20 protein-coding genes and 1 pseudogene are annotated in these 24840 nt (G+C 52.1%); 11 read left to right on the top strand and 10 right to left on the bottom strand.

The features are described from left to right. Positions 1–138: 138 nt before the first annotated feature. Both cusS and cusR read right to left on the bottom strand, forming a co-directional pair. On the bottom strand, positions 139–1581 hold the full coding sequence (gene cusS / locus A9180_RS12170) for a Cu(+)/Ag(+) sensor histidine kinase CusS (RefSeq protein WP_064529019.1): 1443 nt from the start codon (positions 1579–1581) through the stop codon (positions 139–141). Further along, positions 1571–2254 (bottom strand): copper response regulator transcription factor CusR, encoded by a 684-nt coding sequence (gene cusR, locus A9180_RS12165; RefSeq protein WP_000770953.1) that lies wholly within the window; start codon positions 2252–2254, stop codon positions 1571–1573. Before cusR ends, cusS begins: the two co-directional genes overlap by 11 nt. A 156-nt stretch (positions 2255–2410) precedes the next feature. Between cusR and cusC the strand changes: the two genes are divergently transcribed. From cusC to pheP, 5 genes are all read left to right on the top strand, one after another. Further along, on the top strand, positions 2411–3793 hold the full coding sequence (gene cusC, locus A9180_RS12160; protein ID WP_064529018.1) for a Cu(+)/Ag(+) efflux RND transporter outer membrane channel CusC: 1383 nt from the start codon (positions 2411–2413) through the stop codon (positions 3791–3793). A 23-nt stretch (positions 3794–3816) separates the two neighbouring features. Then, positions 3817–4149 carry a Cu(+)/Ag(+) efflux RND transporter periplasmic metallochaperone CusF gene (gene cusF / locus A9180_RS12155; RefSeq protein ID WP_064529017.1) on the top strand — a complete coding sequence of 111 codons (333 nt, stop codon included), beginning with the start codon at positions 3817–3819 and terminating at the stop codon, positions 4147–4149. Positions 4150–4164: 15 nt separating this feature from the next. Next, positions 4165–5388 (top strand): Cu(+)/Ag(+) efflux RND transporter periplasmic adaptor subunit CusB, encoded by a 1224-nt coding sequence (gene cusB, locus A9180_RS12150; RefSeq protein ID WP_064529016.1) that lies wholly within the window; start codon positions 4165–4167, stop codon positions 5386–5388. An 11-nt stretch (positions 5389–5399) separates the two neighbouring features. Beyond that, the gene (gene cusA / locus A9180_RS12145) at positions 5400–8543 is read left to right on the top strand and encodes a Cu(+)/Ag(+) efflux RND transporter permease subunit CusA (RefSeq protein WP_064529015.1); all 3144 of its coding nucleotides are present in this window, start codon (positions 5400–5402) and stop codon (positions 8541–8543) included. 112 nt (positions 8544–8655) lie between these two features. Further along, complete coding sequence (gene pheP, locus A9180_RS12140; RefSeq protein ID WP_064529014.1) at positions 8656–10038, top strand: phenylalanine transporter; 1383 nt, start codon at positions 8656–8658, stop codon at positions 10036–10038. 104 nt (positions 10039–10142) lie between these two features. Here pheP and ybdG read toward each other — a convergent pair whose 3' ends face one another. From ybdG to A9180_RS12115, 5 genes are all read right to left on the bottom strand, one after another. Continuing rightward, positions 10143–11390 carry a mechanosensitive ion channel YbdG gene (gene ybdG, locus A9180_RS12135; protein WP_064529013.1) on the bottom strand — a complete coding sequence of 416 codons (1248 nt, stop codon included), beginning with the start codon at positions 11388–11390 and terminating at the stop codon, positions 10143–10145. Positions 11391–11659: 269 nt separating this feature from the next. Then, positions 11660–12313, bottom strand: a complete 654-nt coding sequence (gene nfsB / locus A9180_RS12130; protein ID WP_064529012.1) for an oxygen-insensitive NAD(P)H nitroreductase — start codon at positions 12311–12313, stop codon at positions 11660–11662. Positions 12314–12406: 93 nt separating this feature from the next. Further along, positions 12407–12775, bottom strand: coding sequence for an MmcQ/YjbR family DNA-binding protein (locus tag A9180_RS12125; RefSeq protein ID WP_064529011.1), 369 nt, complete (start codon positions 12773–12775; stop codon positions 12407–12409). 64 nt (positions 12776–12839) lie between these two features. Continuing rightward, positions 12840–13088 carry a DUF1158 domain-containing protein gene (locus tag A9180_RS12120; protein WP_000682524.1) on the bottom strand — a complete coding sequence of 83 codons (249 nt, stop codon included), beginning with the start codon at positions 13086–13088 and terminating at the stop codon, positions 12840–12842. Between the two features lie 65 nt (positions 13089–13153). Continuing rightward, positions 13154–14272 carry a YbdK family carboxylate-amine ligase gene (locus A9180_RS12115; protein ID WP_064529010.1) on the bottom strand — a complete coding sequence of 373 codons (1119 nt, stop codon included), beginning with the start codon at positions 14270–14272 and terminating at the stop codon, positions 13154–13156. 141 nt (positions 14273–14413) lie between these two features. On the opposite strand from A9180_RS12115, the gene A9180_RS12105 reads away from it, so the two are divergent. Further along, entirely contained in the window at positions 14414–15118 is a 705-nt protein-coding gene (locus A9180_RS12105) for a GNAT family N-acetyltransferase (RefSeq protein ID WP_064529009.1), read from the top strand. On the opposite strand, the pseudogene A9180_RS24930 reads toward A9180_RS12105, so the two are convergent. Then, positions 15118–15373 (bottom strand): annotated as a pseudogene (locus tag A9180_RS24930) (hypothetical protein); the annotation flags it as partial. The gene A9180_RS12105 and the pseudogene A9180_RS24930 sit on opposite strands and share 1 nt — an antisense overlap. Here A9180_RS24930 and hokE (A9180_RS12100) point away from each other — a divergent pair. Together hokE (A9180_RS12100) and hokE (A9180_RS12095) are read left to right on the top strand one after the other, a co-directional pair. Beyond that, positions 15342–15494 (top strand): type I toxin-antitoxin system toxin HokE, encoded by a 153-nt coding sequence (gene hokE, locus A9180_RS12100; protein ID WP_064529094.1) that lies wholly within the window; start codon positions 15342–15344, stop codon positions 15492–15494. The pseudogene A9180_RS24930 and the gene hokE (A9180_RS12100) sit on opposite strands and share 32 nt — an antisense overlap. Before the next feature lie 350 nt (positions 15495–15844). Beyond that, the gene (gene hokE / locus A9180_RS12095; RefSeq protein WP_000956465.1) at positions 15845–15997 is read left to right on the top strand and encodes a type I toxin-antitoxin system toxin HokE; all 153 of its coding nucleotides are present in this window, start codon (positions 15845–15847) and stop codon (positions 15995–15997) included. A 121-nt stretch (positions 15998–16118) separates the two neighbouring features. Here hokE (A9180_RS12095) and entD read toward each other — a convergent pair whose 3' ends face one another. Together entD and fepA are read right to left on the bottom strand one after the other, a co-directional pair. Beyond that, positions 16119–16739, bottom strand: coding sequence for an enterobactin synthase subunit EntD (gene entD / locus A9180_RS12090; RefSeq protein WP_077883523.1), 621 nt, complete (start codon positions 16737–16739; stop codon positions 16119–16121). A 173-nt stretch (positions 16740–16912) separates the two neighbouring features. After that, positions 16913–19153, bottom strand: coding sequence for a siderophore enterobactin receptor FepA (gene fepA / locus A9180_RS12085; protein WP_064529007.1), 2241 nt, complete (start codon positions 19151–19153; stop codon positions 16913–16915). 242 nt (positions 19154–19395) lie between these two features. On the opposite strand from fepA, the gene fes reads away from it, so the two are divergent. From fes to entF, 3 genes are read left to right on the top strand one after another with little or no spacing between them, the layout of a single operon-like run. Next, complete coding sequence (fes, locus tag A9180_RS12080; protein WP_064529006.1) at positions 19396–20598, top strand: enterochelin esterase; 1203 nt, start codon at positions 19396–19398, stop codon at positions 20596–20598. 2 nt (positions 20599–20600) lie between these two features. Beyond that, positions 20601–20819: an MbtH family protein gene (locus A9180_RS12075; RefSeq protein ID WP_064529005.1), complete on the top strand. Its 219-nt coding sequence runs from the start codon at positions 20601–20603 to the stop codon at positions 20817–20819. Then, positions 20816–24697, top strand: a complete 3882-nt coding sequence (gene entF, locus A9180_RS12070) for an enterobactin non-ribosomal peptide synthetase EntF (RefSeq protein WP_064529004.1) — start codon at positions 20816–20818, stop codon at positions 24695–24697. The genes A9180_RS12075 and entF overlap by 4 nt, the downstream gene beginning before the upstream one ends. Positions 24698–24840: the final 143 nt, after the last annotated feature.

The raw sequence follows: 24840 nt of genomic DNA, 5'->3' as shown, positions 1-24840 counted from the left end.
ACATTAACGCTGGTTATGTTTTGGGTGGCGTATATTAAGGTTTTTTATGGATTGTGACAGCTTTTTACCATTAATAGGTATGACTGTTGCGGCACGTTATTTTTACACTGGTTATAAAAGTTACTGATTGCTGAATGATTAAGCGGGTAATGTGATCACAAACCTTGTTCCCCGCGTATCTGACGTTACCGCAACCGTGCCTTTATGCGCGACGACAATCGATTTCACTATCGCCAGACCAATGCCGCTGCCTTCGCCTTTTCGCTGGCGGGAAGGGTCCACGCGGTAGAAGCGGTCAAACAATCGCGGTAAGTGCTCGGGTGGGATCGGCGTACCAGGATTTTCGACTGTGATCTGTACTTTGTCATCGGCAGTCTGGCAGCACACTACAATTTCCTCTCCGGTTGGCGTATAACGCAGAGCGTTAGAAAGCAGGTTGCTTAACGCCCGACGCAGCATCAGCGGATCGCCCGCAGCCTGACACTTATCGCCAACAAACCGCAGCTCCACGCCGCGATCTTCCGCTAACGCCTCGAAAAAATCGAACACTTTTCCGACTTCATCCGCCAGGTTGAGCATTTTCTTTTCGGGGATTAACTGGTTGTTATCGGCCTGGGCGAGAAACAGCATATCGCTGACCATTTTCGCCATTCGCGTCAGCTCTTCGAGATTCGAGTAGAGCACATCTTCCAGCTCCTTCTGGCTGCGTGACTGACTGAGGGCGATTTCCGTTTGCGTAATGAGGTTAGTAATTGGCGTGCGAATTTCATGGGCGATATCCGCCGAGAAGTTTGACTGGCGGGTAAAAACATCCTCAATACGTTCGATCATATGATTGAACGACAGTACCAGCTGCTCCAGCTCAATCGGCACGGTTTGCGGGTCGAGGCGAACGTCGAGATCTTTCGAGGTAATGTTCTGGATCTGACGGCTGACGCTGCGGATCGGCGCGTGGCCTTTATGTACTGCCAACAGCACGATAAAGACGATCAGGATGCTGATGATCGATGCGGTCATGACAAGTTTATTCATCAAATCATTTATGTAATGAAGATGAAAATCGATCGACAGCGCGATGTAGAGCGTATAAATCGGTTTGCCGTCCACCTGCGGGCCTACCGGCAAGCTAATCATCCGCCAGTTGCTGTGTTCCATATGCCCGTGACCGTGACCCGGCATCATAATCGTCGGGCCGGAGAGGAGAAACACTTCGCCACCCCGGGCGTCTGTATCGGGTATGGCATCACGTGCAAATTCGCGGATATCCGGCACACCGGGCGAGTGATATACCGTTTTACCGTGGCTATCGGCCAGGGAAATCAACACATTGGAATAACCACTGACAATGTCTTCCAGCGTCATTAAGCGTCGGGCTTGCGTCTCGTCAGGGTGATTAAGTACCCGTTCAAGGGTAGCGCTAATCTCTTTTAAATCATTAATATCTTGCTCGGCAAAATGCACTTTTACCGAGTGGATCATGATCCATGCGAAGGCGAAAAACGCCGCGATGGTGGCAAGGCTGATAAAAAAGGTCAGGCGGGTTGCCAGCGAAAACGGGCGCTGAAACAGCTTACTGGCCATCCGGCACCTCAAGCATATAGCCTACGCCGCGCACGGTTTGAATCAGCTTTGGTTCAAAATCGTTGTCGATTTTGCCGCGCAGCCGCTTCACTGCCACATCAATGGCGTTGGTGTCGCTGTCGAAATTCATGTCCCACACCTGTGAGGCGATAAGCGAGCGGGGCAGCACTTCGCCTTGATGGCGGAGAAAAAACTCCAGCAGGGTAAATTCTTTACTGGTCAGAGTGATGCGTGTGCCGCTGCGGGTGACTTTGCGGCTGACGAGATCAACCATCAGGTCGGCAACCTGAAACTGACTTTCGATAATCACCGCCGCCCCGCGCCGCAGTAAGGTGCGCACTCGCGCCAGCAGTTCAGCAAAAGCGAATGGCTTCACCAGGTAGTCATCTGCCCCCAGCTCCAGCCCCTTGACGCGATGTTCAATGGTTCCCAGCGCAGTAAGTAGCAGAATCGGCATCCCTTTATTGGCGGAACGCAACATGCGCACGATATCCCAGCCGTTCACGTCTGGCAGCATAATATCGAGGATTATCAGGTCGTAATCTCCGGTCATCGCCAGATGGTAGCCATTCAGCCCGTTATCGGCCAAATCGACCACAAAACCGGCCTCGGTTAACCCTTTGGTTAAGTATTCGCCGGTTTTCTTTTCATCTTCGACAATCAACAGTTTCATATTCCCTCCGCATGTTGCCCGGCCAATTCTAGAGTAGCGGGATCAGATGGCAATCGCTTATTGGCAAAATGACAATTTTGTCATTTTCCTGTCACCGTAAAATCAGAGCCTGGCGGGTAAAGTTGGCGGCATAAAATAACCAGAAATTATGTGCCTATGTCTCCTTGTAAACTTCTGACATTTTGTGTGGCCCTTGCGTTAACCGGTTGTTCGCTGGCACCGGATTATCAGCGTCCGGCAATGCCTGTGCCGCAACAGTTCTCACTCAGCCAGAACGGCCTGGTTAACGCGGCAGATAACTACCAGAACGCGGGATGGCGCACTTTTTTTGTTGATAATCAGGTGAAAACGCTGATTGGCGAGGCGCTGGTGAATAACCGGGATTTGCGCATGGCGACGCTGAAAGTGCAGGAGGCACGGGCGCAATATCGTCTGACCGATGCCGACCGCTATCCACAACTCAATGGCGAGGGCAGCGGCAGCTGGAGCGGCAATCTTAAAGGCGATTCAGCCACGACGCGGGAGTTTTCGACTGGCCTTAACGCCAGCTTTGATCTCGATTTTTTCGGTCGCTTAAAGAACATGAGCGAAGCCGAGCGACAAAATTATTTAGCAACTGAGGAAGCCCGGCGTGCGGTGCATATTCTGCTGGTTTCTAATGTTGCGCAAAGCTATTTCAATCAGCAACTGGCCTATGCGCAATTACAAATAGCCGAAGAAACGCTGCGTAATTACCAGCAGTCATATGCATTTGTCGAAAAACAACTGTTAACCGGCAGCAGCAATGTTCTGGCGCTGGAACAGGCTCGCGGGGTGATTGAAAGTACCCGCAGCGATATTGCTAAACGTCAGGGCGAACTGGCGCAGGCGAATAATGCATTGCAACTGTTACTGGGAAGCTACGGCAAGCTGCCGCAAGCGCAGACAGTAAACAGCGACAGCCTGCAAAGCGTTAAATTACCGGCGGGATTGTCGTCGCAAATCTTATTGCAGCGTCCGGATATTATGGAAGCTGAACACGCGTTAATGGCGGCTAATGCCAATATTGGCGCCGCACGCGCGGCATTTTTCCCGTCTATCAGCCTGACCAGCGGTATATCGACCGCCAGCAGCGATCTGTCATCATTATTTAACGCCAGCAGCGGGATGTGGAATTTTATTCCCAAAATTGAGATCCCTATTTTTAATGCCGGACGCAACCAGGCCAATCTGGATATCGCCGAAATTCGCCAGCAGCAGTCGGTGGTGAATTATGAACAGAAAATCCAGAATGCCTTTAAAGAAGTGGCAGATGCGCTGGCATTACGTCAAAGCCTGAATGATCAAATTAGCGCCCAGCAGCGTTATCTGGCGTCGCTACAAATTACCCTGCAACGGGCACGGGCATTATATCAGCACGGCGCGGTCAGTTATCTGGAAGTGCTGGATGCCGAGCGTTCTTTATTTGCAACCCGACAAACTTTACTTGACCTGAATTATGCCCGTCAGGTTAACGAAATTTCTTTATATGCCGCACTTGGTGGCGGTTGGCAGCAATAATTTTTAACTTCAGGAGAGAATAAATGAAAAAAGCACTGCAAGTCGCAATGTTCAGTTTGTTTACCGTTATTGGCTTTAATGCCCAGGCTAACGAACATCATCATGAAACCATGAGCGAAGCACAACCACAGGTTATTAGCGCAACTGGCGTGGTAAAAGGCGTTGATCTGGAAAGCAAAAAAATCACCATCCATCACGATCCGATTGCCGCAGTGAACTGGCCGGAGATGACTATGCGCTTTACCATCACTCCGCAGACGAAAATGAGCGAAATAAAAAACGGCGACAAAGTGGCGTTTAATTTTGTCCAGCAGGGCAATCTCTCTTTATTGCAGGATATTAAAGTCAGCCAGTAACCCAGGTTTAATTCAATGAAAAAAATCGCGCTTATTATCGGCAGCATGATCGCGGGCGGTATTATTTCTGCGGCAGGTTTTACCTGGTTTGCAAAGGCTGAACCGCCAGTGGAAAAAACGCCAACCGCAGAACGTAAAATCTTATTCTGGTACGACCCGATGTATCCCAATACGCGGTTCGATAAACCAGGTAAATCGCCGTTTATGGATATGGATCTGGTGCCGAAATATGCCGATGAAGAGAGTTCTGCGTCTGGTGTGCGCATTGACCCGACCCAGACGCAGAATCTGGGGGTGAAAACGGCTACCGTCACGCGCGGGCCGCTGACTTTTGCCCAGAGTTTCCCGGCGAATGTTAGTTACAACGAGTATCAGTTTGCCATTGTGCAGGCTCGCGCTGCCGGGTTTATCGACAAGGTGTATCCGCTTACTGTGGGCGATAAAGTGAAAAAAGGCGCACCGCTTCTCGACCTGACCATTCCCGACTGGGTGGAAGCGCAGAGTGAGTATTTACTGCTGCGCGAAACCGGCGGTACGGCGACCCAGACTGAAGGCATTCTTGAACGCCTGCGACTGGCGGGAATGCCGGAGGCCGATATTCGCCGCCTGATCGCCACGCAAAAAATCCAGACTCGCTTTACGCTCAAAGCGCCCATTGATGGTGTAATCACCGCGTTTGATCTGCGCGCGGGTATGAATATCGCCAAAGATAACGTGGTAGCGAAAATCCAGGGTATGGACCCGGTGTGGGTCACTGCCGCGATCCCGGAGTCCATCGCCTGGCTGGTGAAAGATGCCTCGCAGTTTACGCTCACCGTTCCGGCGCGACCTGATAAAACACTCACCATCCGCAAATGGACTCTGCTACCCGGCGTGGATGCTGCGACCCGCACGCTACAACTGCGTCTGGAAGTCGACAACGCCGACGAGGCGCTCAAGCCGGGAATGAACGCCTGGTTGCAACTCAACACTGCCAGCGAACCGATGCTGCTCATTCCGTCACAGGCGCTGATCGACACCGGCAGCGAACAGCGGGTGATTACCGTTGATACCGACGGGCGCTTTGTACCTAAACGCGTTGCCGTTTTTCAGGCATCGCAAGGTGTCACCGCGCTACGCTCGGGTCTGGCGGAAGGTGAAAAGGTGGTTTCCAGCGGCCTGTTCCTGATTGATTCCGAAGCCAATATTTCTGGCGCACTGGAGCGGATGCGCTCTGAAAGTGCCGCCCACGCGCATTGAAGGAATAACCAATGATTGAATGGATTATTCGTCGCTCGGTGGCGAACCGTTTTCTGGTACTGATGGGCGCGTTGTTTCTGAGCATTTGGGGAACCTGGACCATCATTAATACGCCAGTGGATGCGTTGCCGGACCTCTCTGATGTGCAGGTAATTATTAAAACCAGCTATCCTGGCCAGGCGCCGCAAATCGTCGAAAATCAGGTCACTTATCCGCTGACTACCACCATGTTGTCGGTACCTGGCGCGAAGACCGTGCGCGGTTTCTCGCAGTTTGGCGACTCTTATGTGTATGTCATTTTCGAAGATGGCACCGATCCGTATTGGGCGCGCTCGCGGGTGCTGGAGTACCTTAACCAGGTGCAGAGTAAGCTGCCTGCGGGTGTCAGCGCCGAGCTGGGACCAGACGCCACGGGCGTTGGCTGGATCTATGAATACGCGCTGGTGGATCGCAGCGGTAAGCACGATCTGGCCGATCTACGCTCATTGCAGGACTGGTTTCTTAAATATGAGCTAAAAACCATCCCTAACGTTGCGGAAGTGGCGTCGGTGGGCGGCGTGGTGAAAGAGTATCAGGTGGTTATCGATCCCCAGCGCCTGGCGCAATATGGCATCAGTCTCGCCGAAGTGAAAAGCGCGCTGGATGCTTCAAACCAGGAAGCGGGCGGTTCGTCGATTGAACTGGCGGAAGCGGAATATATGGTGCGCGCCAGTGGCTATCTGCAAACGCTCGACGACTTTAATCACATCGTTTTAAAAGCCAGTGAAAATGGTGTACCCGTTTATTTGCGTGATGTTGCTAAGGTCCAGATTGGCCCGGAAATGCGCCGGGGCATTGCCGAACTGAACGGCGAAGGCGAAGTGGCTGGCGGGGTGGTGATCCTGCGTTCCGGCAAAAACGCCCGTGAAGTTATCGCTGCCGTGAAGGACAAGCTGGAAACGCTAAAAAGCAGTCTGCCGGAAGGCGTGGAGATAGTTACAACATACGATCGCAGCCAGATCATTGACCGCGCCATCGACAACCTTAGCGGCAAGTTGCTGGAAGAGTTTATTGTGGTGGCGATTGTCTGTGCGCTGTTCCTCTGGCATGTGCGCTCGGCGTTGGTGGCGATTATTTCGTTGCCGTTGGGGCTGTGTATTGCTTTTATTGTCATGCACTTCCAGGGATTGAACGCCAATATTATGTCGCTGGGCGGTATTGCGATTGCCGTCGGGGCGATGGTCGATGCCGCTATCGTCATGATCGAGAATGCGCATAAACGGCTGGAAGAGTGGCAGCACCAGCATCCTGGCACCACGCTGGATAATAAAACGCGCTGGCAGGTGATTACCGATGCATCTGTTGAAGTGGGGCCGGCGCTGTTTATCAGTCTGCTGATTATCACGTTGTCGTTTATCCCGATCTTCACTCTGGAAGGGCAGGAAGGACGTTTGTTTGGTCCGCTGGCGTTTACCAAAACCTATGCCATGGCAGGCGCGGCGCTACTGGCGATCGTGGTGATCCCGATCCTGATGGGCTACTGGATACGTGGCAAAATTCCGGCGGAAAGCAGTAACCCGCTCAATCGTTTTTTGATTCGTATTTACCATCCGCTGCTGTTGAAAGTACTGCACTGGCCGAAAACCACGTTGCTGGTGGCTGTACTTTCGGTGCTGACGGTTCTCTGGCCGCTTAATAAAGTCGGCGGGGAATTTTTACCGCAGATCAATGAAGGCGACTTGCTGTATATGCCTTCAACGCTGCCGGGGATTTCCGCGGCAGAGGCGGCGAGTATGCTGCAAAAAACCGACAAGCTGATTATGAGTGTGCCGGAAGTGGCACGGGTGTTTGGCAAAACCGGGAAAGCGGAAACCGCCACCGACTCTGCACCGCTAGAGATGGTAGAAACGACTATTCAGCTTAAGCCGCAGGATCAGTGGCGGCCTGGCATGACGATGGACAAAATCATCGAAGAGCTGGATAACACCGTGCGGCTGCCGGGGCTGGCGAATCTGTGGGTGCCGCCAATCCGTAACCGTATCGATATGCTTTCCACCGGCATTAAAAGTCCTATCGGTATTAAAGTGTCTGGCAACGTGCTGGCGGATATCGACGCGATGGCGGAGCAAATTGAAGAGGTGGCGCGAACGGTGCCTGGCGTGGTTTCTGCTCTAGCCGAGCGCCTGGAAGGTGGGCGCTATATCAACGTTGAGATTAACCGTGAAAAAGCCGCGCGTTACGGTATGACGGTGGCGGATGTGCAGTTGTTTGTGACTTCTGCCGTGGGCGGGGCGATGGTTGGCGAAACGGTGGAAGGGATTGCCCGTTATCCAATTAATCTGCGTTATCCGCAAAGCTGGCGCGATAGCCCGCAGGCGCTGCGACAGCTGCCGATCCTGACGCCGATGAAACAGCAAATCACCCTTGCGGACGTTGCCGACGTTAAAGTCTCCACCGGACCATCGATGCTGAAAACCGAGAATGCGCGACCGACGAGCTGGATTTATATCGATGCCCGCGACCGTGACATGGTGTCGGTGGTTCACGATCTGCAAAAAGCAATAGCCGAAAAAGTGCAATTGAAACCAGGCACCAGCGTGGCGTTCTCCGGGCAGTTTGAACTGCTGGAGCGTGCCAATCATAAGCTGAAACTCATGGTGCCGATGACGCTGATGATCATCTTTGTGTTGTTGTATCTGGCGTTCCGTCGCGTGGGCGAAGCGCTGCTGATTATCAGTAGCGTACCGTTTGCGCTGGTGGGCGGCATCTGGTTCCTGTGGTGGATGGGCTTTCATCTTTCCGTGGCGACGGGGACCGGCTTTATCGCCCTCGCCGGAGTCGCCGCCGAGTTTGGCGTGGTGATGCTGATGTATTTACGTCATGCCATAGAGGCAGATCCGTCGCTGAATAATCCGCAAACATTCAGTGAGCAGAAGCTGGATGAAGCGTTATATCACGGCGCGGTGCTGCGCGTGCGCCCGAAAGCGATGACGGTGGCGGTGATTATCGCTGGCCTGCTGCCGATTTTGTGGGGAACGGGGGCGGGTTCAGAAGTGATGAGCCGCATTGCCGCGCCGATGATTGGCGGCATGATCACCGCACCGCTGCTGTCGCTGTTTATTATTCCGGCGGCGTATAAGTTGATGTGGTTGAATCGACATCAGGTGCGGAAATAAAAGCAGAGCCGGGGAGGGATACCCGGTTTAACTGTGTGGATTGTGTCTTGCGACGACCAGCACTAAATGTTAAAAGGAGCCCCTCAATAAAAAAGACACACAGGGGAAAGGCGTGAAAAACGCGTCAACCGTATCGGAAGATACTGCGTCGAATCAAGAACCGACGCTTCATCGGGGATTACATAACCGTCATATTCAGCTGATTGCGCTGGGTGGCGCTATTGGTACTGGTCTGTTTCTTGGCATTGGTCCGGCCATTCAGATGGCAGGTCCGGCGGTGTTGCTGGGCTACGGCGTCGCCGGGATCATCGCTTTCCTGATTATGCGCCAGCTTGGCGAGATGGTGGTCGAAGAGCCGGTATCCGGTTCATTTGCCCACTTTGCCTATAAATACTGGGGACCGTTTGCGGGCTTCCTTTCCGGCTGGAACTACTGGGTGATGTTCGTGCTGGTGGGAATGGCAGAGCTGACTGCTGCGGGCATCTATATGCAGTACTGGTTCCCGGATGTACCTACCTGGATCTGGGCTGCTGCCTTCTTTATTATCATCAACGCCGTTAACCTGGTGAACGTGCGCTTGTATGGTGAAACCGAGTTCTGGTTCGCGCTGATTAAAGTGCTGGCGATCATCGGCATGATCGGTTTTGGCCTGTGGCTATTGTTTTCTGGTCACGGCGGTGAGAAAGCCAGTATCGACAACCTCTGGCGCTACGGCGGCTTCTTTGCCACCGGCTGGAATGGGTTGATTTTGTCGCTGGCGGTGATTATGTTCTCCTTCGGCGGTCTGGAACTGATTGGTATTACAGCCGCTGAAGCACGCGATCCGGAAAAAAGTATTCCGAAAGCGGTAAATCAGGTGGTTTATCGTATCCTGCTGTTTTATATCGGTTCACTGGTGGTTTTACTGGCGCTCTACCCGTGGGTGGAAGTGAAATCTAACAGTAGCCCGTTTGTGATGATTTTCCATAACCTCGACAGCAACGTGGTGGCTTCTGCGCTGAACTTCGTCATTCTGGTGGCGTCGTTGTCGGTGTATAACAGCGGGGTATACTCCAACAGCCGCATGCTGTTTGGCCTTTCTGTGCAGGGTAATGCACCGAAGTTTCTTACCCGTGTTAGCCATCGCGGCGTGCCGATCAACTCGCTGATGCTTTCCGGAGCGATCACTTCGCTGGTGGTGCTGATTAACTATCTGCTGCCGCAAAAAGCGTTTGGTCTGCTGATGGCGCTGGTGGTAGCAACGTTGCTGTTGAACTGGATTATGATCTGCCTGGCGCATCTGCGTTTTCGCGCGGCGATGCGACGTCAGGGACGAGAAACACAGTTTAAGGCGCTGCTCTATCCGTTCGGCAACTATCTTTGCATTGCTTTCCTCGGCATGATTTTGCTGCTGATGTGCACGATGGATGATATGCGCCTGTCTGCAATTTTGCTGCCGGTGTGGATTGTGTTCCTGTTTGTGGCGTTTAAAACGCTGCGTCGGAAAGCGAAATAATAGTGTAGTAGCGTAGGTCGGATAAGGCGTTCACGCCGCATCCGACAAAACGATGTCAACAGTCTGAAGCCGCTCTCATCCATTTGATGAGAGCGGTTTTTTAATTACTGCTTAAATGCACCTGCCAGGGAGCGAATATCATTGCCGGTTGGTGACTGATGAAGCCGCAGACCAAACTCTTCGACGATAGCAAATATGTGGTCGAAAATATCAGCCTGAATACTTTCATATTCCAGCCACACCACGGTGTTGGTAAACGCATAGATCTCAAGCGGTAAACCATTATCTCCCGGTGCCAGTTGGCGCACCATTAAGGTCATATCTTTACGAATCCGCGGATGGTTGCGCAGATATTCATTCAGATAGGCGCGAAATGTTCCAATATTGGTCATCCGCCGCAGGTTTAATATCGACTCCGTAGAACCTTGCTGGCGATTCCACTCATTAATTTCCTTATGGCGGCTGGTTAAATAAGGCTTTAACAAATGCGCTTTATTCAGACGTTGCATTTCGTCTTCATCAAGAAAACGAATACTGGTGATATCAATACTGATACTGCGCTTAATACGCCGCCCACCGGATGCTGACATCCCGCTCCAGTTTTTAAAGGAGTCAGAAACCAAAGACCAGGTGGGAATGGTGGTAATGGTATTGTCCCAGTTGCGCACTTTGACGGTGGTTAAACCAATATCAATTACTGCACCATCCGCGCCATATTTTGGCATCTCCAGCCAGTCGCCCAGTTTCAGCATATCGTTTGCGGAAAGCTGAATGCCGGCCACCAGACCGAGGATCGGATCTTTAAACACCAACATCAGCACAGCGGCCATTGCGCCAAGACCACTGATCAGAATTGCTGGCGACTGGCCAATCAGCAGCGAGATCATCAATATGCCGACCAGAATTGCGCCGATCAGTTTGATCCCCTGAAATATTCCTTTCAACGGTAACTGCTTTGCCGCCGGGAATTTCTGCGCCAGATTTAAAATAACATCCAGCAAAGAGAAGACCGAAAGCAACGCATACATCATGATCCACAACTGCGCGCAGGTGGTCAGAATATCAGCCGCTTCGGTGCCTTTTTGCAGCCAGAATACCGCCTGAATATTGACGATAATCCCCTGCAGGGTAAAAGCTAAACGGTGGAAGAGTTTATTCTGGGTAATGATTTGCAACCACAGTCTTGAACTGGCGATGGCGCGTTTTTCGAAGGTACGTAGTACCACCCAGTGCAAAATAATATGCACGACAACGGCGGTCAGAAAAATAATACCGAAAATCATCACCATCGAGGTGGTGTGATCAATCTCGATACCCGCTAAATCTTCAACCTGGGATATTAAATCCTGCATAACATCTCCTTTATACAACAGCGGCCTATGATGACGGCTGAAACAGGGTTATGCAAATCAGGAGAATCTGAGGGAGAATTTCCTGCGAGGGCTGATGGCAAATATAAAATTGCCTGATGCACTACGCTTATCAGGCCTGGGTGGTTCTGCAATATATTGAATTGGCAAGATTTTACAGGCCGGATAAGGCGATCACGCCGCATCTGGCATAAACAAAGCGCACTTTGTCAGCAATCTGAGCCGGGATCGACTCCCGGCTGTCAGGAGAATTACACTTCGGTTAAGGTGATACTTTGTGGCAGACGAGATTTCGGCAGCGTAGCGTTAAAATCTTCAACGCTGTGATGACCGACCGGAACAACCACCAGACTGGTGTAGCCTTTCTCTTTCAAACCAAATTCTTCATCGAGGATGGCGGCATCAAAACCTTCGATTGGTACCGCGTCCAGACCCAGTGCTGCAACACCCAGCAGGAAGTTACCAACATTGAGATAAACCTGTTTTGCCATCCACTCTGCATCATCATGCAGATCTTTACGGTGCATATCGGCAAAGAACTTGCGACCTTTATCGTTGGCGGCTTTCGCTTCCGGCGTGGCAAAGCGGCCATCGGCATCTTCCTGGTCAACAACCAGTTTCAGCCAGGCATCGTCCATCGCAGTTTTCGCGCAGAACACCACGACGTGCGAGGCATCAAGCATTTTGCGCTCGTTGAACACGTAATTTTCGGCGGCGGATTTAGCAACACGCGCTTTGCCTTCTTCGGTGCTGGCAACAATAAAATGCCACGGCTGGGAGTTGGTGCTGGATGGGCTGTATTGCAGCAGGGTTTTGATCTGCTCTGCCTGTTCTGGGGTAAGTTTTTTGCTGGCATCAAATGCCTTAGTGGAATGACGCTTTAAGGCGACAGAAATGATATCCATAAAGACTCCATGTGTATGTAATTTTGCGTGCCAGCAGATTACAAGGATCGAAGTAAAATGGTAAGCGAGAAAAATGCTCTATAGATTTTCGTTTTAGCCAGGACGCACTCTTTTTTGATCGCGTTTGGCCAGACCATCAACCACCAGATTCCATGAATCGTTGATCAGATCGCGAAGTAACGCTTCGGCGATTTCCTCACCGGGATAGACCGAAATCCAGTGCTTTTTATTCATGTGATATCCAGGCTTAATGCTCGGGTATATCTGCTGATTTAACAGGGATTTTTGTGGATCGGACTTCAAATTGATAAAAGGGATGCCGCGCAGCTCCGACGACAGCATAAAAATCTTGCCGCCAATTTTAAACACATCAAACTCCGGGCCGAACGGCCAGCAAAGTTCGACAAAAGGTAGCTCAAGGGCCAGGCGTTTCGCCGTTTCGTGCAGTGATTGCTTATCCATAAACGTTCCTTTAGGCGAAGGAGAATAAGCAAAGTATGCCGCGAAGTACGGCGATAATCGACGTTTAATCCGCCAGAGAGAACCAGCGTCGCCAGATAAATCTAAGAACAAAATACTCAATAGCGCCCAGCACTAAAAACCACAGGCAAAACAATAAAGTGTAAAGCTGACTCAGATCCATCAGATGGAACGTGGTCACCAGTTTTTGTGCCAGCGTCAGCCCCAGTGCGGGGGCGGGCAGCAGCAGGCAGGAGAGAAAAGCCATCAGCAAAATGCCTGCTGCGGTGGTCAAGGTTTCTAAAGGGTGTTTCATAACATTGTTAAATGTAAGTTAAAACACCATTGTCAGGGATATTCTTCTGTAAGGCAATTCCCGGCTTAGTCTCCGGTCCAGATCTCACAATGCTTTTTCACCAGCCCAATCAGCGAGCCACCATCGGCGACGAAATCGCGCATCAACTGTGCTTCATTCAGACCGCTGGCAACCTGGCGGTGCAGTGCTTCAATCGCGCTCGATGCGCCAATTTTATGTGCGGAAGGGGCGATTTTTTCCAGTAAACGCAAGGTGTCTTCCGTTAGTGGCCGACTATCGCCAGTGTGCGGATCGGTAATGACGCCTTCCAGCCCATAGCGGCAGGCCTGGAAACGGTTGAATTTATACAGCAGGTAATCTTTCTCCTGATGTTTGAACGGGCGTTCCGTCAGTAACCACTGGGCGGTAACCTGAATCAATCCCGCCATATTTACCGCATGGCTAAGAGTTAACGGAGTATCCATCACCCGGACCTCCACCGTGCCAAAATGGGGACTGGGGCGAATATCCCAGTGTAGATCTTTAATGCTGTCGATCATCGTGGTGTAACTCAGGCAGCGAAACAGGGCTTCAAATTGCTGCCAGTTACTGACCCACGGCATTGGGCCATTATCGGGAAAGGCGGAAAAAATATTCGGTCTTGAGGAGGCAAAGCGTGTATCCGTTCCTTGCATATACGGCGACGCGGCGGAAAGGGCGATAAAGTGCGGTACAAACCGCGATAGGCCGTGCAGCAAATAAATAGCATCATCGCCACTGGCGCAGCCAACGTGCACGTGTTGACCAAAAACCGTCGCCTGCTGAATGAGATAGCCAAAGTTTTCCAGCGTTCGTTGATAACGCTCGTTGTCGCATACCTCCTGACGCTGCCATTTCTGAAACGGGTGCGTGCCACCGCCGCAAATTTCCAGATGATGGTCTGCGGCTGCCTGCAATACAACTTTCTGCATCGCTGAAAATTGTCCGGCAGCCTGGTTGATATCACGACAAACGCCAGTCGCCAGTTCCAGCATACTTTCGGTGATATCGTGCTTCACTTCCCCGGCAGTGATCTTACTTTTAACCGCGTCAATCAGTGTTGAAGAGTCCTGGCTTAAATCATATCCCGGCGGATTAACCACCTGCATTTCCAGTTCAATACCGAGAGTAAAGGGTTCAGAAACATGAAAGTCGGGTAATGGCATAGGTTTCTCTTATGTTGGTATGTTCTATTCAGTATAGAAGTGGGAGTGGCTGGCTGAGATGCGGAAGTTCTGGAATGTTTCTATCTGATTGTGGTTGCGAACTGATATAACAGTTTAAAACATCAGCAAAAGGGGAAGGTCGTGCCGGAAATTAATCAATATGGACAGACGGTAGGCGATGCGCTAGCGGACTGGCAGGGCGCGGCGGTTTTACCGCGTTGTTTACTGGAAGGACAATGGTGTCGACTGGAGCCACTGGACGCGCAACGTCATGCTGGCGATTTGTTTGATGCATATGCTCAGGCGCCAGACGAGCGTGACTGGACGTGGCTTGCCAGCAGTCGTCCGGCAAGTGTTGCAGCTACCGAGTCATGGGTTGCTGGCAAAGTGAATGACCTTTCACTGGTGCCATTTGCAGTGGTTGATAATCGTTCAGCGCGGGCCGTTGGGCTGGTCTGTTTTATGGCAATCGAACGCGAACATGGTTCGGTTGAAATCGGCCATGTTACCTGGTCGCCGAGTATGAAAAATAGTGTGCTCGGTACTGAAGCGATTTGGTTACTGTTGCAATGTGCCTTTACGCATGGCTATCGTCGCGTGGAATGGAAATGTGATTCTCTTAACCAGGCATCACGCCGCGCCGCTGAACGTTTAGGTTTTGTTTTTGAAGGTCGTTTCCGGCAGAAAATTGTGCGCAAAGGGCGCAACCGTGACAGCGACTGGTTATCGATTATTGATAGCGAATGGCCGCAATGTGACAAGGTGTTGCAGAGTTGGCTGGCGGAGGAGAATTTTGACGAGCAGGGGAGGCAGAAAAAAAGCCTGGCCCAGTTGCGGATCGGATAATGAATAACGGAAAGTCCGAAACAGGATTTACTGTATAAATAAACAGCTATTTTGCTAAGGAAGGGTAAGATAACTGCGGGTGCCTGAAGCTTTCCGGTTTCAGGTTTACTCTGAGGTCTGGAAAGATGAAGCCCCGGGAGATATTTCTATCAACCCTGGGGCTGCCACTCCAAACCAGACAATTTGGATGGTAGTCCCTTCTTCGCATGGAGGCAATATAAACATGCTGACGAAATATGCCCTTGTGGCAGTCATAGTGCTGTGTTTAACGGCGCTGGGATTTACGCTTCTGGTCCGCGACTCGCTGTGTGAGTTTACGGTGAAGGAACGTAATATTGAGTTTAAGGCTGTTCTCGCTTACGAACCGAAGAAGTAGCCGTTGTGCGGGGAGTAATCCCCGCATATCCAGTTGTCAGGTCAGGGTGGTAAGGCACCTGTTTTATACTTTCGCCCGTGGTCAGCAATGGCTACGGGCGATTTCGTTTTAAGAGCAATGATGAGTTTTGTCGACAGAAGTCCGAAACAGGATTAACTGTATAAATAAACAGCCATTTTGCTAAGGAAGGGTAAGATAACTGCGGGTGCCTGAAGCTTTCCGGTTTCAGGTAAACTCTGAGGTCTGGAAAGATGAAGCCCCGGGAGATATTTCTATCAACCCTGGGGCTGCCACTCCCAACCCGAACAATTTGGATGGTAGTCCCTTCTTCGCATGGAGGCAATATAAACATGCTGACGAAATATGCCCTTGTGGCAGTCATAGTACTGTGTTTAACGGTGCTGGGATTTACGCTTCTGGTCGGAGACTCGTTGTGTGAGTTCACCGTAAAGGAACGTAATATTGAGTTTAAGGCTGTTCTCGCTTACGAACCGAAGAAGTAGCCGTTGTGCGGGGAGTAATCCCCGCATATCCGGTTGTCAGGTCAGGGTGGTAAGGCACCTGCTTTACACTTTCGCCCGCAGTCAGTGATGGCTGCGGGCGAATCGCACCAGGTGTTATCAGTTAATCGTGTTGGCACAGCGTTATGACTCTCTTTTCTTTAATCTGCCAGTGCACAGCAAACTGCTCATCCTCTCGACGAATGATGATCCGCTGTTTACTCCAGCTAATTATCTGATAATCCAGAAAACCAGGCGTGGTCTGTATCTTGCTAGCTTTAAATGCACTCTCTTTGGCGGAGAATGCCAGTGTCAGCGCTACAGAAAGGGGTAAATCGCAGCCTGCAAGAGGCTCGCGTTCTGTGGGGGCAATGATGTTGTCTGTCAGTTCTTCCGCTGTTTGCGCAGAAAAAATTTCTTCGATATCAACGCCAATTGGTTGACGAGATACTACGGCTAATGCCGTATTCTGGCAGTGGCTGATACTGCCATATAACCCCGTAGGCCACACAGGTTGGCGTAGCTCGCCGATTGTGGGTACACATTTATAGCCATATTCCCGCAAGGCATGAACAGCCGCAACCCTTCCGGCTAAATGTTCGGCTTTGCGCTTACGCCCGGCATGTTGCAGTTGTGCGTAATGCGGTAGCCAGAGTAAATCCTGTTCGCGAAAACTCGCCGGATCAAACTCAACGAAATGCAGCGTATGTCCGGCAAAGGGGAGGGAGGTATGTGTAGTTTGCATGTCGACCATATTAGAGACTGATGACAAACGCAAAACTGCCTGATGCGCTACGCTTATCAGGCCTACGTGGTTCTGCAATATATTGAATTGGCAAGACTTTGTAGGCCGGATAAGGCGTTCACGCCGCATCCGGCATGAACGACGCGCACTTTGTCAACAATCTGACGTTAGCATCAGAAGTGAGTATTAACGCTCATATACCACGTACGTCCCGGTTCATTATAGGTATACGCCCCGGCACCCGCGATATAGTTGGCTCCAGCCAAATCACCCGTGGTCTGGGCATTACCTGCACGCCACAAACGTTTGTCGAACAGGTTGTCCACGCCGCCAGTAAGACTGACGTTCTTGGTCACATCCCAGGTCGCGCTCAGGCCAACAATGCTGTACGGACTAATTTCTTTGGTTTCCGGCCCAACCGCTGGCTGGCCTTTGTAGTTGTACTTCTTCGGCTGCTGCTTGCCGTACCAGGTGAAGGTCGTTTGCATCGACAAATCTTCCCGCGCCTGCCAGCTCAACGTTGAGTTCAACGTATATTCCGGGATGATCGACAAACGGTCGCCCGTGGTTTTGTTTTCACTCTTCAGCATATAGGTGATGTTGTTGGTCCACATCACTGTTTCGCTAACCGGTACGTTTAACGATCCTTCCAGACCTTCAACCACCGCTTTCGGTACGTTATCCCACTGATAGAGATCGGTGCCGACTGCGTTTTGTCCTACAGCCACATAGTCCGCTTCAATCTTGTTGCGATAATCGTTGCGGAACCAGGTCACACCCGCCAGCCAGCCGTCGCGTTTGAACTCCAGACCAATCTCTTTGTTGATACTGGTTTCCGCTTTCAGGTCATCGTTACCCTGCAGATAGCAACCGCCCGCACTGGCATAGCAGCCCTGGCCTTTACTGTAGAGAATATAGTTCGGGTTAGTCTGGTACAGGCTCGGCGCTTTATAGGCACGGGCGATGCCCATTTTCAGCGTGAAGTCATCGCCTAACCCTTGCGAAATGTTAAGCGCCGGGCTCCAGTTATCGCCAACAATGCTGTGATGATCGAAACGTAGCCCCGGTGTCACGATGGTGCTGTCAGTCAGCTCCATGTTGTTTTCGGCAAACAGCGAGAAAATTTCCGCTTTTGAATACGGGCTACGGTCGGTGGCATTCACACCAACAATAGCACCGCCGGTGTTCGTCCCGGTCAGCGCCTGGGTGTTGGAACTTAAATCCTTCATTCGCTGCTGGTTCCACTCCGTACCCAGTGTCAGCGTCTGGTTAACGAGGAAATCAATCGGCAGGTTGACTTCGCTGTGTAGCATGACGTCATCAAGATCGATATCGACGAAATCCTGCGTCGCTTTTTCGTTAAATTTCCCTTCGGTGCCGCCCGCCAGACCTTCCGGAATACGCGAGTTTCGCGTGTGTTCGTACTGTACCCAGTTGCTGGTGGTCACGCCGTTATCCCAGCCGCCGTTCCAGGTCAGCGAGTAGTTCTGGCGATACAAGCGGTTGGTTTCATCGCCATATTTCGAGCGAGTATAGGAATCGGAGTTGGTGTTTTGGGTATCACCCGCATACAGGTTACCCTGGCGGCTGTAGCCCGCTTCCAGTTCAAGTGATTGCAGAGGCGCGAAGTCCCAGCGAACTACGCCATTAATATCCTTGTTGATCACCCCTTCGCGTCCGGCTGGCAGCGTATCCGCATATGTACCGGCGCGTGCAGACTGATGCCCCTGGTTTATGTTCCACGCATCGGCCTGGGTTTTGTCGAGGTTGCCATACAAACGGAAGCTGAATTCATCACCCAGCGGGCCGGTGAGGCTAAAGTTAGTGCGTTTGGTAGAACCTTCTTCTTTATGTTCGGGCGCATTGAAATACGCATCCCAGGAGCCGTGCCACTCACCGCTGCCTTTTTTGGTGATGATGTTAACCACACCGCCCGCCGCGCCGTTGCCATAACGGGCCGCTGCCGGGCCACGCAGGACTTCAATACGTTCGATCATCTCCGGCGGCACCCAGGAGGTATCACCACGGGTATCGCGCTCGCCGCGCCAGCCCTGACGTACCGAGTTACGGCTGCTGACAGGCTTACCGTCAATCAAAATCAACGTGTTTTCCGGCCCCATGCCGCGAATATCAATCTGGCGGTTGTTGCCGCGCTGACCACTGGTGGAGTTGCCAGTCAGGTTAACGCCAGGCATGGTACGGATTATCTCCGATACATCGCGGGCAACCGGGTTTTTGCGGATTTCATCTGCGGTGATGGTCGAAACGCCGGGGGCCTGCAAGTTCTGCTCGGCGGCGGTAACGACAATGGTATCGTCATGTGAAACAGGGGGATCGGTTGGCTCTTGTGCCTGCGCTACCCCATAAATCCCCAGATTGACCAACAAGGCCAGGGAATGAATCTTCTTGTTCATTGTTTTATTCCTGCATTTTTGCCACGAATTGCAACTGTCGGGCATAGTCGTCATCAGCATGACGTTGCCCGCTACTGCGAAAACCTTTGATCCTGAAAGACACGCAGTGCAGTTGGTTAATAAATGTCCGCGCTTCCCACGGCGCGCCATTACGCTATTGCAAATGCAAATAGTTATCAATAATATTATCAATATATTTCTGTAATTAATAAAAAATTACACAATAAACATGGGGTTATGGTGTGGCGGTGTTAAAAGTGGGAAGTGAGAGCTGGTGGCAGTCGAAACATGGCCCGGAATTGCAGCGTCTGAATGATGAAATGTATCAGGTCACTTTTTGGTGGCGTGATCCACAAGGTTCTGAAGAGTACTCGACGATAAAGCGCGTATGGGTTTACATCACTGGCGTGACCGATCACCATCAGAACAGCCAGCCCCGGTCGATGCAGCGAATAGTTGGCACTGATGTCTGGCAGTGGACGACACAACTCAATGCCAACTGGCGCGGCAGCTACTGTTTTACTCCCACCGAACGTGACGACGTTTTTTCTACACCATCACCTGATCGCCTCGAATTACGTGAAGGCTGGCAAAAACTATTACCCCAGGCGATAGCCGATCCGTTGAATCCGCAAAGCTGGAAAGGAGGGCGAGGGCACGCGGTTTCTGCTCTTGAAATGCCGCAAGCGCCAATACAACCTGGTTGGGATTGTCCGCAAACGCCCGATAGCGGTGCCACAGAAATTACCTGGAAAAGTGAACGGTTGGGAAATTCCCGTCGTGTATGGATTTTTACCACTGGTAATGCGCTAGTCGAGGAGCGTCCGTTAGCTATTTTGCTTGATGGCGAATTTTGGGCGCAAAGTATGCCCGTCTGGCCTGCGCTGACTTCGCTAACCCGCCGTCAACAACTTCCTCCTGCGGTATATGTATTGATTGACGCCATCGATACTACGCACCGCGCCCATGAATTGCCGTGTAATGCTGATTTCTGGTTGGCAGTTCAGCAAGAGTTATTACCCCAGGTGAAAGCTATCACTCCTTTCAGCGACAGCCCGAAAAGCACCATTGTTGCCGGGCAAAGTTTTGGCGGCCTTTCCGCACTGTATGCCGGACTGCACTGGCCGGAACGCTTTGGCTGTGTATTAAGCCAGTCAGGATCATACTGGTGGCCGCATCGGGGCGGGCAGCAAGAGGGCGTGTTACTTGAACAGCTTAAAGCAGGTGAAGTTAGCGCCGAAGGTCTGCGCATTGTGCTTGAAGCAGGAGTTCGCGAGCCGCTGATTATGCGGGCCAATCAGGCGCTATACGCGCAATTACACCCTATAAAAGAATCCATTTTCTGGCGTCAGGTTGACGGCGGACATGATGCGCTTTGTTGGCGCGGTGGTTTGATGCAGGGGCTAATCGACCTCTGGCAACCGCTTTTCCATGACAGGAGTTGAATATGGCATTCAGTAATCCCTTCGATGATCCGCAGGGAGCGTTTTACATTTTGCGCAATGCGCAGGGGCAATTCAGTCTGTGGCCGCAGCAGTGCGCGTTACCGGCAGGCTGGGACGTTGTGTGTCAGCCGCAGTTACAGGAGTCCTGCCAGCAGTGGCTGGAAGCCCACTGGCGTACTCTGACACCCGCGAATTATACCCAGCAGCAGGAGGCGCAATGAGCCAGCATTTACCTTTGGTCGCCGCACAACCCGGCATCTGGATGGCTGAAAAACTGTCGGATTTACCCTCCGCCTGGAGCGTGGCCCATTACGTTGAGTTAACCGGAGATATTGATGCACCGCTGCTGGCCCAGGCTGTGGTTGCCGGATTAGCGCAAGCGGACACTCTGCGGATGCGTTTTATAGAAGATAACGGCGAAGTCTGGCAATGGGTCGACGATGCGCTGACGTTCGAACAGCCAGAAATTATCGACCTGCGTACTAACATTGATCCTCACGGTACCGCGCTGGCATTAATGCAGGCAGATTTACAACAAGATCTGCGCGTCGATAGCGGTAAAGCGTTGGTCTTTCATCGGCTCATTCAGATAGCGGATAACCGTTGGTACTGGTATCAGCGTTACCACCATTTGCTGGTTGATGGCTTCAGTTTTCCGGCCATTACCCGCCACACAGCCAACATTTACTGTACATGGCTGCGTGGCGAACCAACGCCTGTTTCGCCGTTTACGCCTTTCGCTGACGTAGTGGAAGAGTACCAGCAATACCGCGAAAGCGAAGCCTGGCAGCGTGATGCGGCTTTCTGGGCGGAACAACGCCGTCAACTGCCGCCGCCCGCGTCACTTTCTCCTTCGCCTTTACTGGGGCGCAGCGCCACGGCAGATATTCTGCGCCTGAAACTGGAATTTACCGACGGGGATTTCCGCCAGCTGGCTACACAACTGCCGACCGTACAGCGTACCGACTTAGCTCTTGCGCTGGCATCATTGTGGCTGGGGCGATTGTGCAATCGCATGGACTACGCCGCCGGATTTATCTTCATGCGTCGACTGGGCTCGGCAGCGCTGACGGCTACCGGACCCGTGCTCAACGTTTTACCGTTGGGTATTCACATTGAAGCGCAAGAAACATTGCCGCAACTGGCAGCACGACTGGCTGATCAGTTGAAAAAAATGCGCCGCCATCAACGTTACGACGCCGAACAAATTGTCCGTGACAGCGGGCGAGCGGCAGGAGAGGAACCGCTGTTCGGTCCGGTACTCAATATCAAGGTATTTGATTATCAACTGGATATTCCTGGTGTACAGGCCAAAACCCACACTCTGGCGACCGGTCCGGTTAATGACCTTGAACTGGCGCTTTTCCCGGATGAACATGGTGGTTTGAGTATTGAGATCCTCGCCAATAAAGAGCGTTACGATGAGCCAACGTTAATCCAGCACGCCGAACGCCTGAAAATGCTGATAGCGCAGTTCGCCGCGGATCCGGCGCTGTTGTGTGGCGATGTCGATATTATGCTGCCAGATGAATATGCGCGGCTGGCGCAGATCAACACCACCCAGGTAGAAATCCCTGAAACTACGTTGAGCACGCTGGTGGCACAACAGGCGGCAAAAACACCGGATGCTCCGGCACTGGCAGATGCGCATTACCAGTTCAGCTATCGGGAAATGCGTGAGCAGGTGCTGGCGCTGGCAAATCTGCTGCGTGAGCGAGGCGTCAAACCGGGAGACAGTGTGGCGGTGGCGCTACCGCGTTCGGTCTTTTTGACCCTGGCGCTACATGCGATAGTTGAAGCAGGCGCGGCCTGGTTACCGCTGGATACGGGGTATCCGGACGAGCGCCTGAAAATGATGTTGGAAGATGCGCGCCCGTCGCTGTTAATCACCACCGACGATCAACTGCCACGCTTTAGCGATGTCCCCAATTTAACCAGCTTTTGCTATAACGCCCCGCTTACCCCACAGGGCAGTGCGCCGCTGCAACTTTCGCAGCCGCACCACACGGCTTATATCATTTTCACCTCCGGTTCCACCGGCAGGCCGAAAGGGGTGATGGTCGGTCAGAAGGCTATCGCTAACCGTCTGTTATGGATGCAAAACCATTACCCGCTCACGGGCGAAGATGTTGTCGCCCAAAAAACGCCGTGCAGTTTTGATGTCTCGGTGTGGGAGTTTTTCTGGCCGTTTATTGCTGGGGCGAAGCTGGTGATGGCCGAGCCGGAAGCGCACCGCGATCCGCTCGCTATGCAGCAGTTCTTTGCTGAATATGGCGTAACGACCACGCACTTTGTTCCCTCGATGCTGGCGGCGTTTGTTGCTTCGCTGACGCCGGAAAGCGCTCGCCAAAGTTGTGCGACGCTGAAACAGGTGTTCTGTAGTGGTGAAGCCTTACCGGCCGATTTATGCCGCGAATGGCAACAGTTAACCGGTGCGCCGCTACATAATCTGTATGGCCCAACGGAAGCGGCGGTGGATGTCAGCTGGTATCCGGCTTTTGGCGAGGAACTGGCACAGGTGCGCGGCAGCAGCGTGCCGATTGGTTATCCGGTGTGGAATACGGGTCTGCGTATTCTTGATGCGATGATGCATCCGGTGCCGCCGGGTGTGGCGGGAGATCTCTATCTCACCGGTATTCAACTGGCGCAGGGTTATCTTGGACGACCCGATCTGACCGCCAGCCGCTTTATTGCCGATCCTTTTGCCCCTGGTGAACGGATGTACCGTACTGGAGACGTTGCCCGCTGGCTGGATAACGGCGCGGTGGAGTATCTCGGGCGCAGTGACGATCAGCTAAAAATTCGTGGTCAGCGAATTGAACTGGGCGAAATCGATCGCGTGATGCAGGCGCTGCCGGATGTCGAGCAGGCTGTTACTCATGCTTGTGTCATTAACCAGGCGACAGCAACCGGCGGCGACGCGCGTCAACTGGTGGGCTATCTGGTGTCGCAATCAGGCCTGCCGCTGGATTTAACCGCATTGCAGGCGCAACTGCGCGAAACATTGCCGCCACATATGGTTCCCGTCGTTCTGCTGCAACTATCGCAATTGCCACTAAGCGCTAATGGCAAACTGGATCGAAAAGCCTTACCGTTGCCGGAGTTGAAAGCACAAACGCCAGGTCGTGCGCTGAAAGCGGGCAGTGAAACGATTATCGCCGCGGCGTTCTCGTCATTGCTGGGTTGTGACGTGCAGGATGCCGACGCTGATTTCTTCGCGCTTGGTGGTCATTCTCTACTGGCAATGAAACTTGCGGCACAACTTAGTCGACAGTTTGCCCGTCAGGTGACTCCGGGGCAGGTGATGGTCGCGTCAACCGTCGCCAAACTCGCAACGATTATTGATGGTGAAGAAGAAAACGCCCGGCATCTGGGATTTGAAACAGTTATTCCGCTGCGTGAAGGTTCTGGTCCGACGCTGTTCTGTTTCCATCCGGCGTCCGGTTTTGCCTGGCAGTTTAGTGTGCTCTCGCGTTATCTCGAACCACAATGGTCGATTATCGGCATTCAGTCGCCGCGCCCCAATGGCCCCATGCAGACGGCGACGAACCTGGATGAAGTCTGCGAAGCGCATCTGGCAACGTTGCTGGCACAACAACCGCACGGTCCTTATTACCTGCTGGGTTATTCGCTGGGTGGTACGCTGGCACAGGGCATCGCGGCGCGACTGCGTGCCCGTGGCGAACAGGTGGCATTTCTTGGTTTGCTGGATACCTGGCCGCCAGAAACGCAAAACTGGCAGGAAAAAGAAGCTAACGGTCTGGACCCGGAAGTGCTGGCGGAGATTAACCGCGAACGCGAAGCCTTCATGGCAGCCCAGCAGGGAACGGCGTCGACAGAGCTGTTTACCACCATTGAAGGCAATTATGCCGATGCAGTGCGGCTATTAACCACCGCCCATAGTGAACCGTTTGATGGCAAAGCTACGCTGTTTGTTGCGGAGCGTACACTTCAGGAAGGTATGAGCCCCGAACGCGCCTGGTCGCCGTGGATAGCAGAGCTGGATATTTATCGCCAGGATTGCGCGCATGTGGATATTATTTCTCCGGATTATTTTAAAGAAATAGGACCATTAATAAATACGCTGATTAATAACTAACCGTACGTTAGTAACGAATTTGCTATAACCTCATGCAAAACCATAATCCGACTAAATGATTATGGTTTTTTTATTCTTAAAAATTATTTATTTCTCTGAGAGCTGCACCATTGCTGGGATTGCTGAGTTTGTTATTCATTTTT

Origin of the sequence: Escherichia sp. B1147 (assembly GCF_001660175.1) — a bacterium.
GTDB lineage: Bacteria > Pseudomonadota > Gammaproteobacteria > Enterobacterales > Enterobacteriaceae > Escherichia > Escherichia whittamii.
Note: the sequence above shows the minus strand (reverse complement) of the source record. Positions and strands in the feature narration are given on the sequence as shown.

Excerpts from the sequence above, each read along its gene's own strand:
- cusR (WP_000770953.1), bottom strand. The coding sequence starts at position 2,254 with ATGAAACTGTTGATTGTCGAAGATGAAAAGAAAACCGGCGAATACTTA.
- entD (WP_077883523.1), bottom strand. The coding sequence starts at position 16,739 with ATGCAAACTACACATACCTCCCTCCCCTTTGCCGGACATACGCTGCAT.
- cusF (WP_064529017.1), top strand. The coding sequence starts at position 3,817 with ATGAAAAAAGCACTGCAAGTCGCAATGTTCAGTTTGTTTACCGTTATT.
- nfsB (WP_064529012.1), bottom strand. The coding sequence starts at position 12,313 with ATGGATATCATTTCTGTCGCCTTAAAGCGTCATTCCACTAAGGCATTT.
- A9180_RS12115 (WP_064529010.1), bottom strand. The coding sequence starts at position 14,272 with ATGCCATTACCCGACTTTCATGTTTCTGAACCCTTTACTCTCGGTATT.
- hokE (WP_064529094.1), top strand. The coding sequence starts at position 15,342 with ATGCTGACGAAATATGCCCTTGTGGCAGTCATAGTGCTGTGTTTAACG.
- cusS (WP_064529019.1), bottom strand. The coding sequence starts at position 1,581 with ATGGCCAGTAAGCTGTTTCAGCGCCCGTTTTCGCTGGCAACCCGCCTG.
- A9180_RS12125 (WP_064529011.1), bottom strand. The coding sequence starts at position 12,775 with ATGGATAAGCAATCACTGCACGAAACGGCGAAACGCCTGGCCCTTGAG.
- A9180_RS12075 (WP_064529005.1), top strand. The coding sequence starts at position 20,601 with ATGGCATTCAGTAATCCCTTCGATGATCCGCAGGGAGCGTTTTACATT.
- cusC (WP_064529018.1), top strand. The coding sequence starts at position 2,411 with ATGTCTCCTTGTAAACTTCTGACATTTTGTGTGGCCCTTGCGTTAACC.
- A9180_RS12120 (WP_000682524.1), bottom strand. The coding sequence starts at position 13,088 with ATGAAACACCCTTTAGAAACCTTGACCACCGCAGCAGGCATTTTGCTG.
- fepA (WP_064529007.1), bottom strand. The coding sequence starts at position 19,153 with ATGAACAAGAAGATTCATTCCCTGGCCTTGTTGGTCAATCTGGGGATT.
- cusB (WP_064529016.1), top strand. The coding sequence starts at position 4,165 with ATGAAAAAAATCGCGCTTATTATCGGCAGCATGATCGCGGGCGGTATT.
- cusA (WP_064529015.1), top strand. The coding sequence starts at position 5,400 with ATGATTGAATGGATTATTCGTCGCTCGGTGGCGAACCGTTTTCTGGTA.
- ybdG (WP_064529013.1), bottom strand. The coding sequence starts at position 11,390 with ATGCAGGATTTAATATCCCAGGTTGAAGATTTAGCGGGTATCGAGATT.
- hokE (WP_000956465.1), top strand. The coding sequence starts at position 15,845 with ATGCTGACGAAATATGCCCTTGTGGCAGTCATAGTACTGTGTTTAACG.
- entF (WP_064529004.1), top strand. The coding sequence starts at position 20,816 with ATGAGCCAGCATTTACCTTTGGTCGCCGCACAACCCGGCATCTGGATG.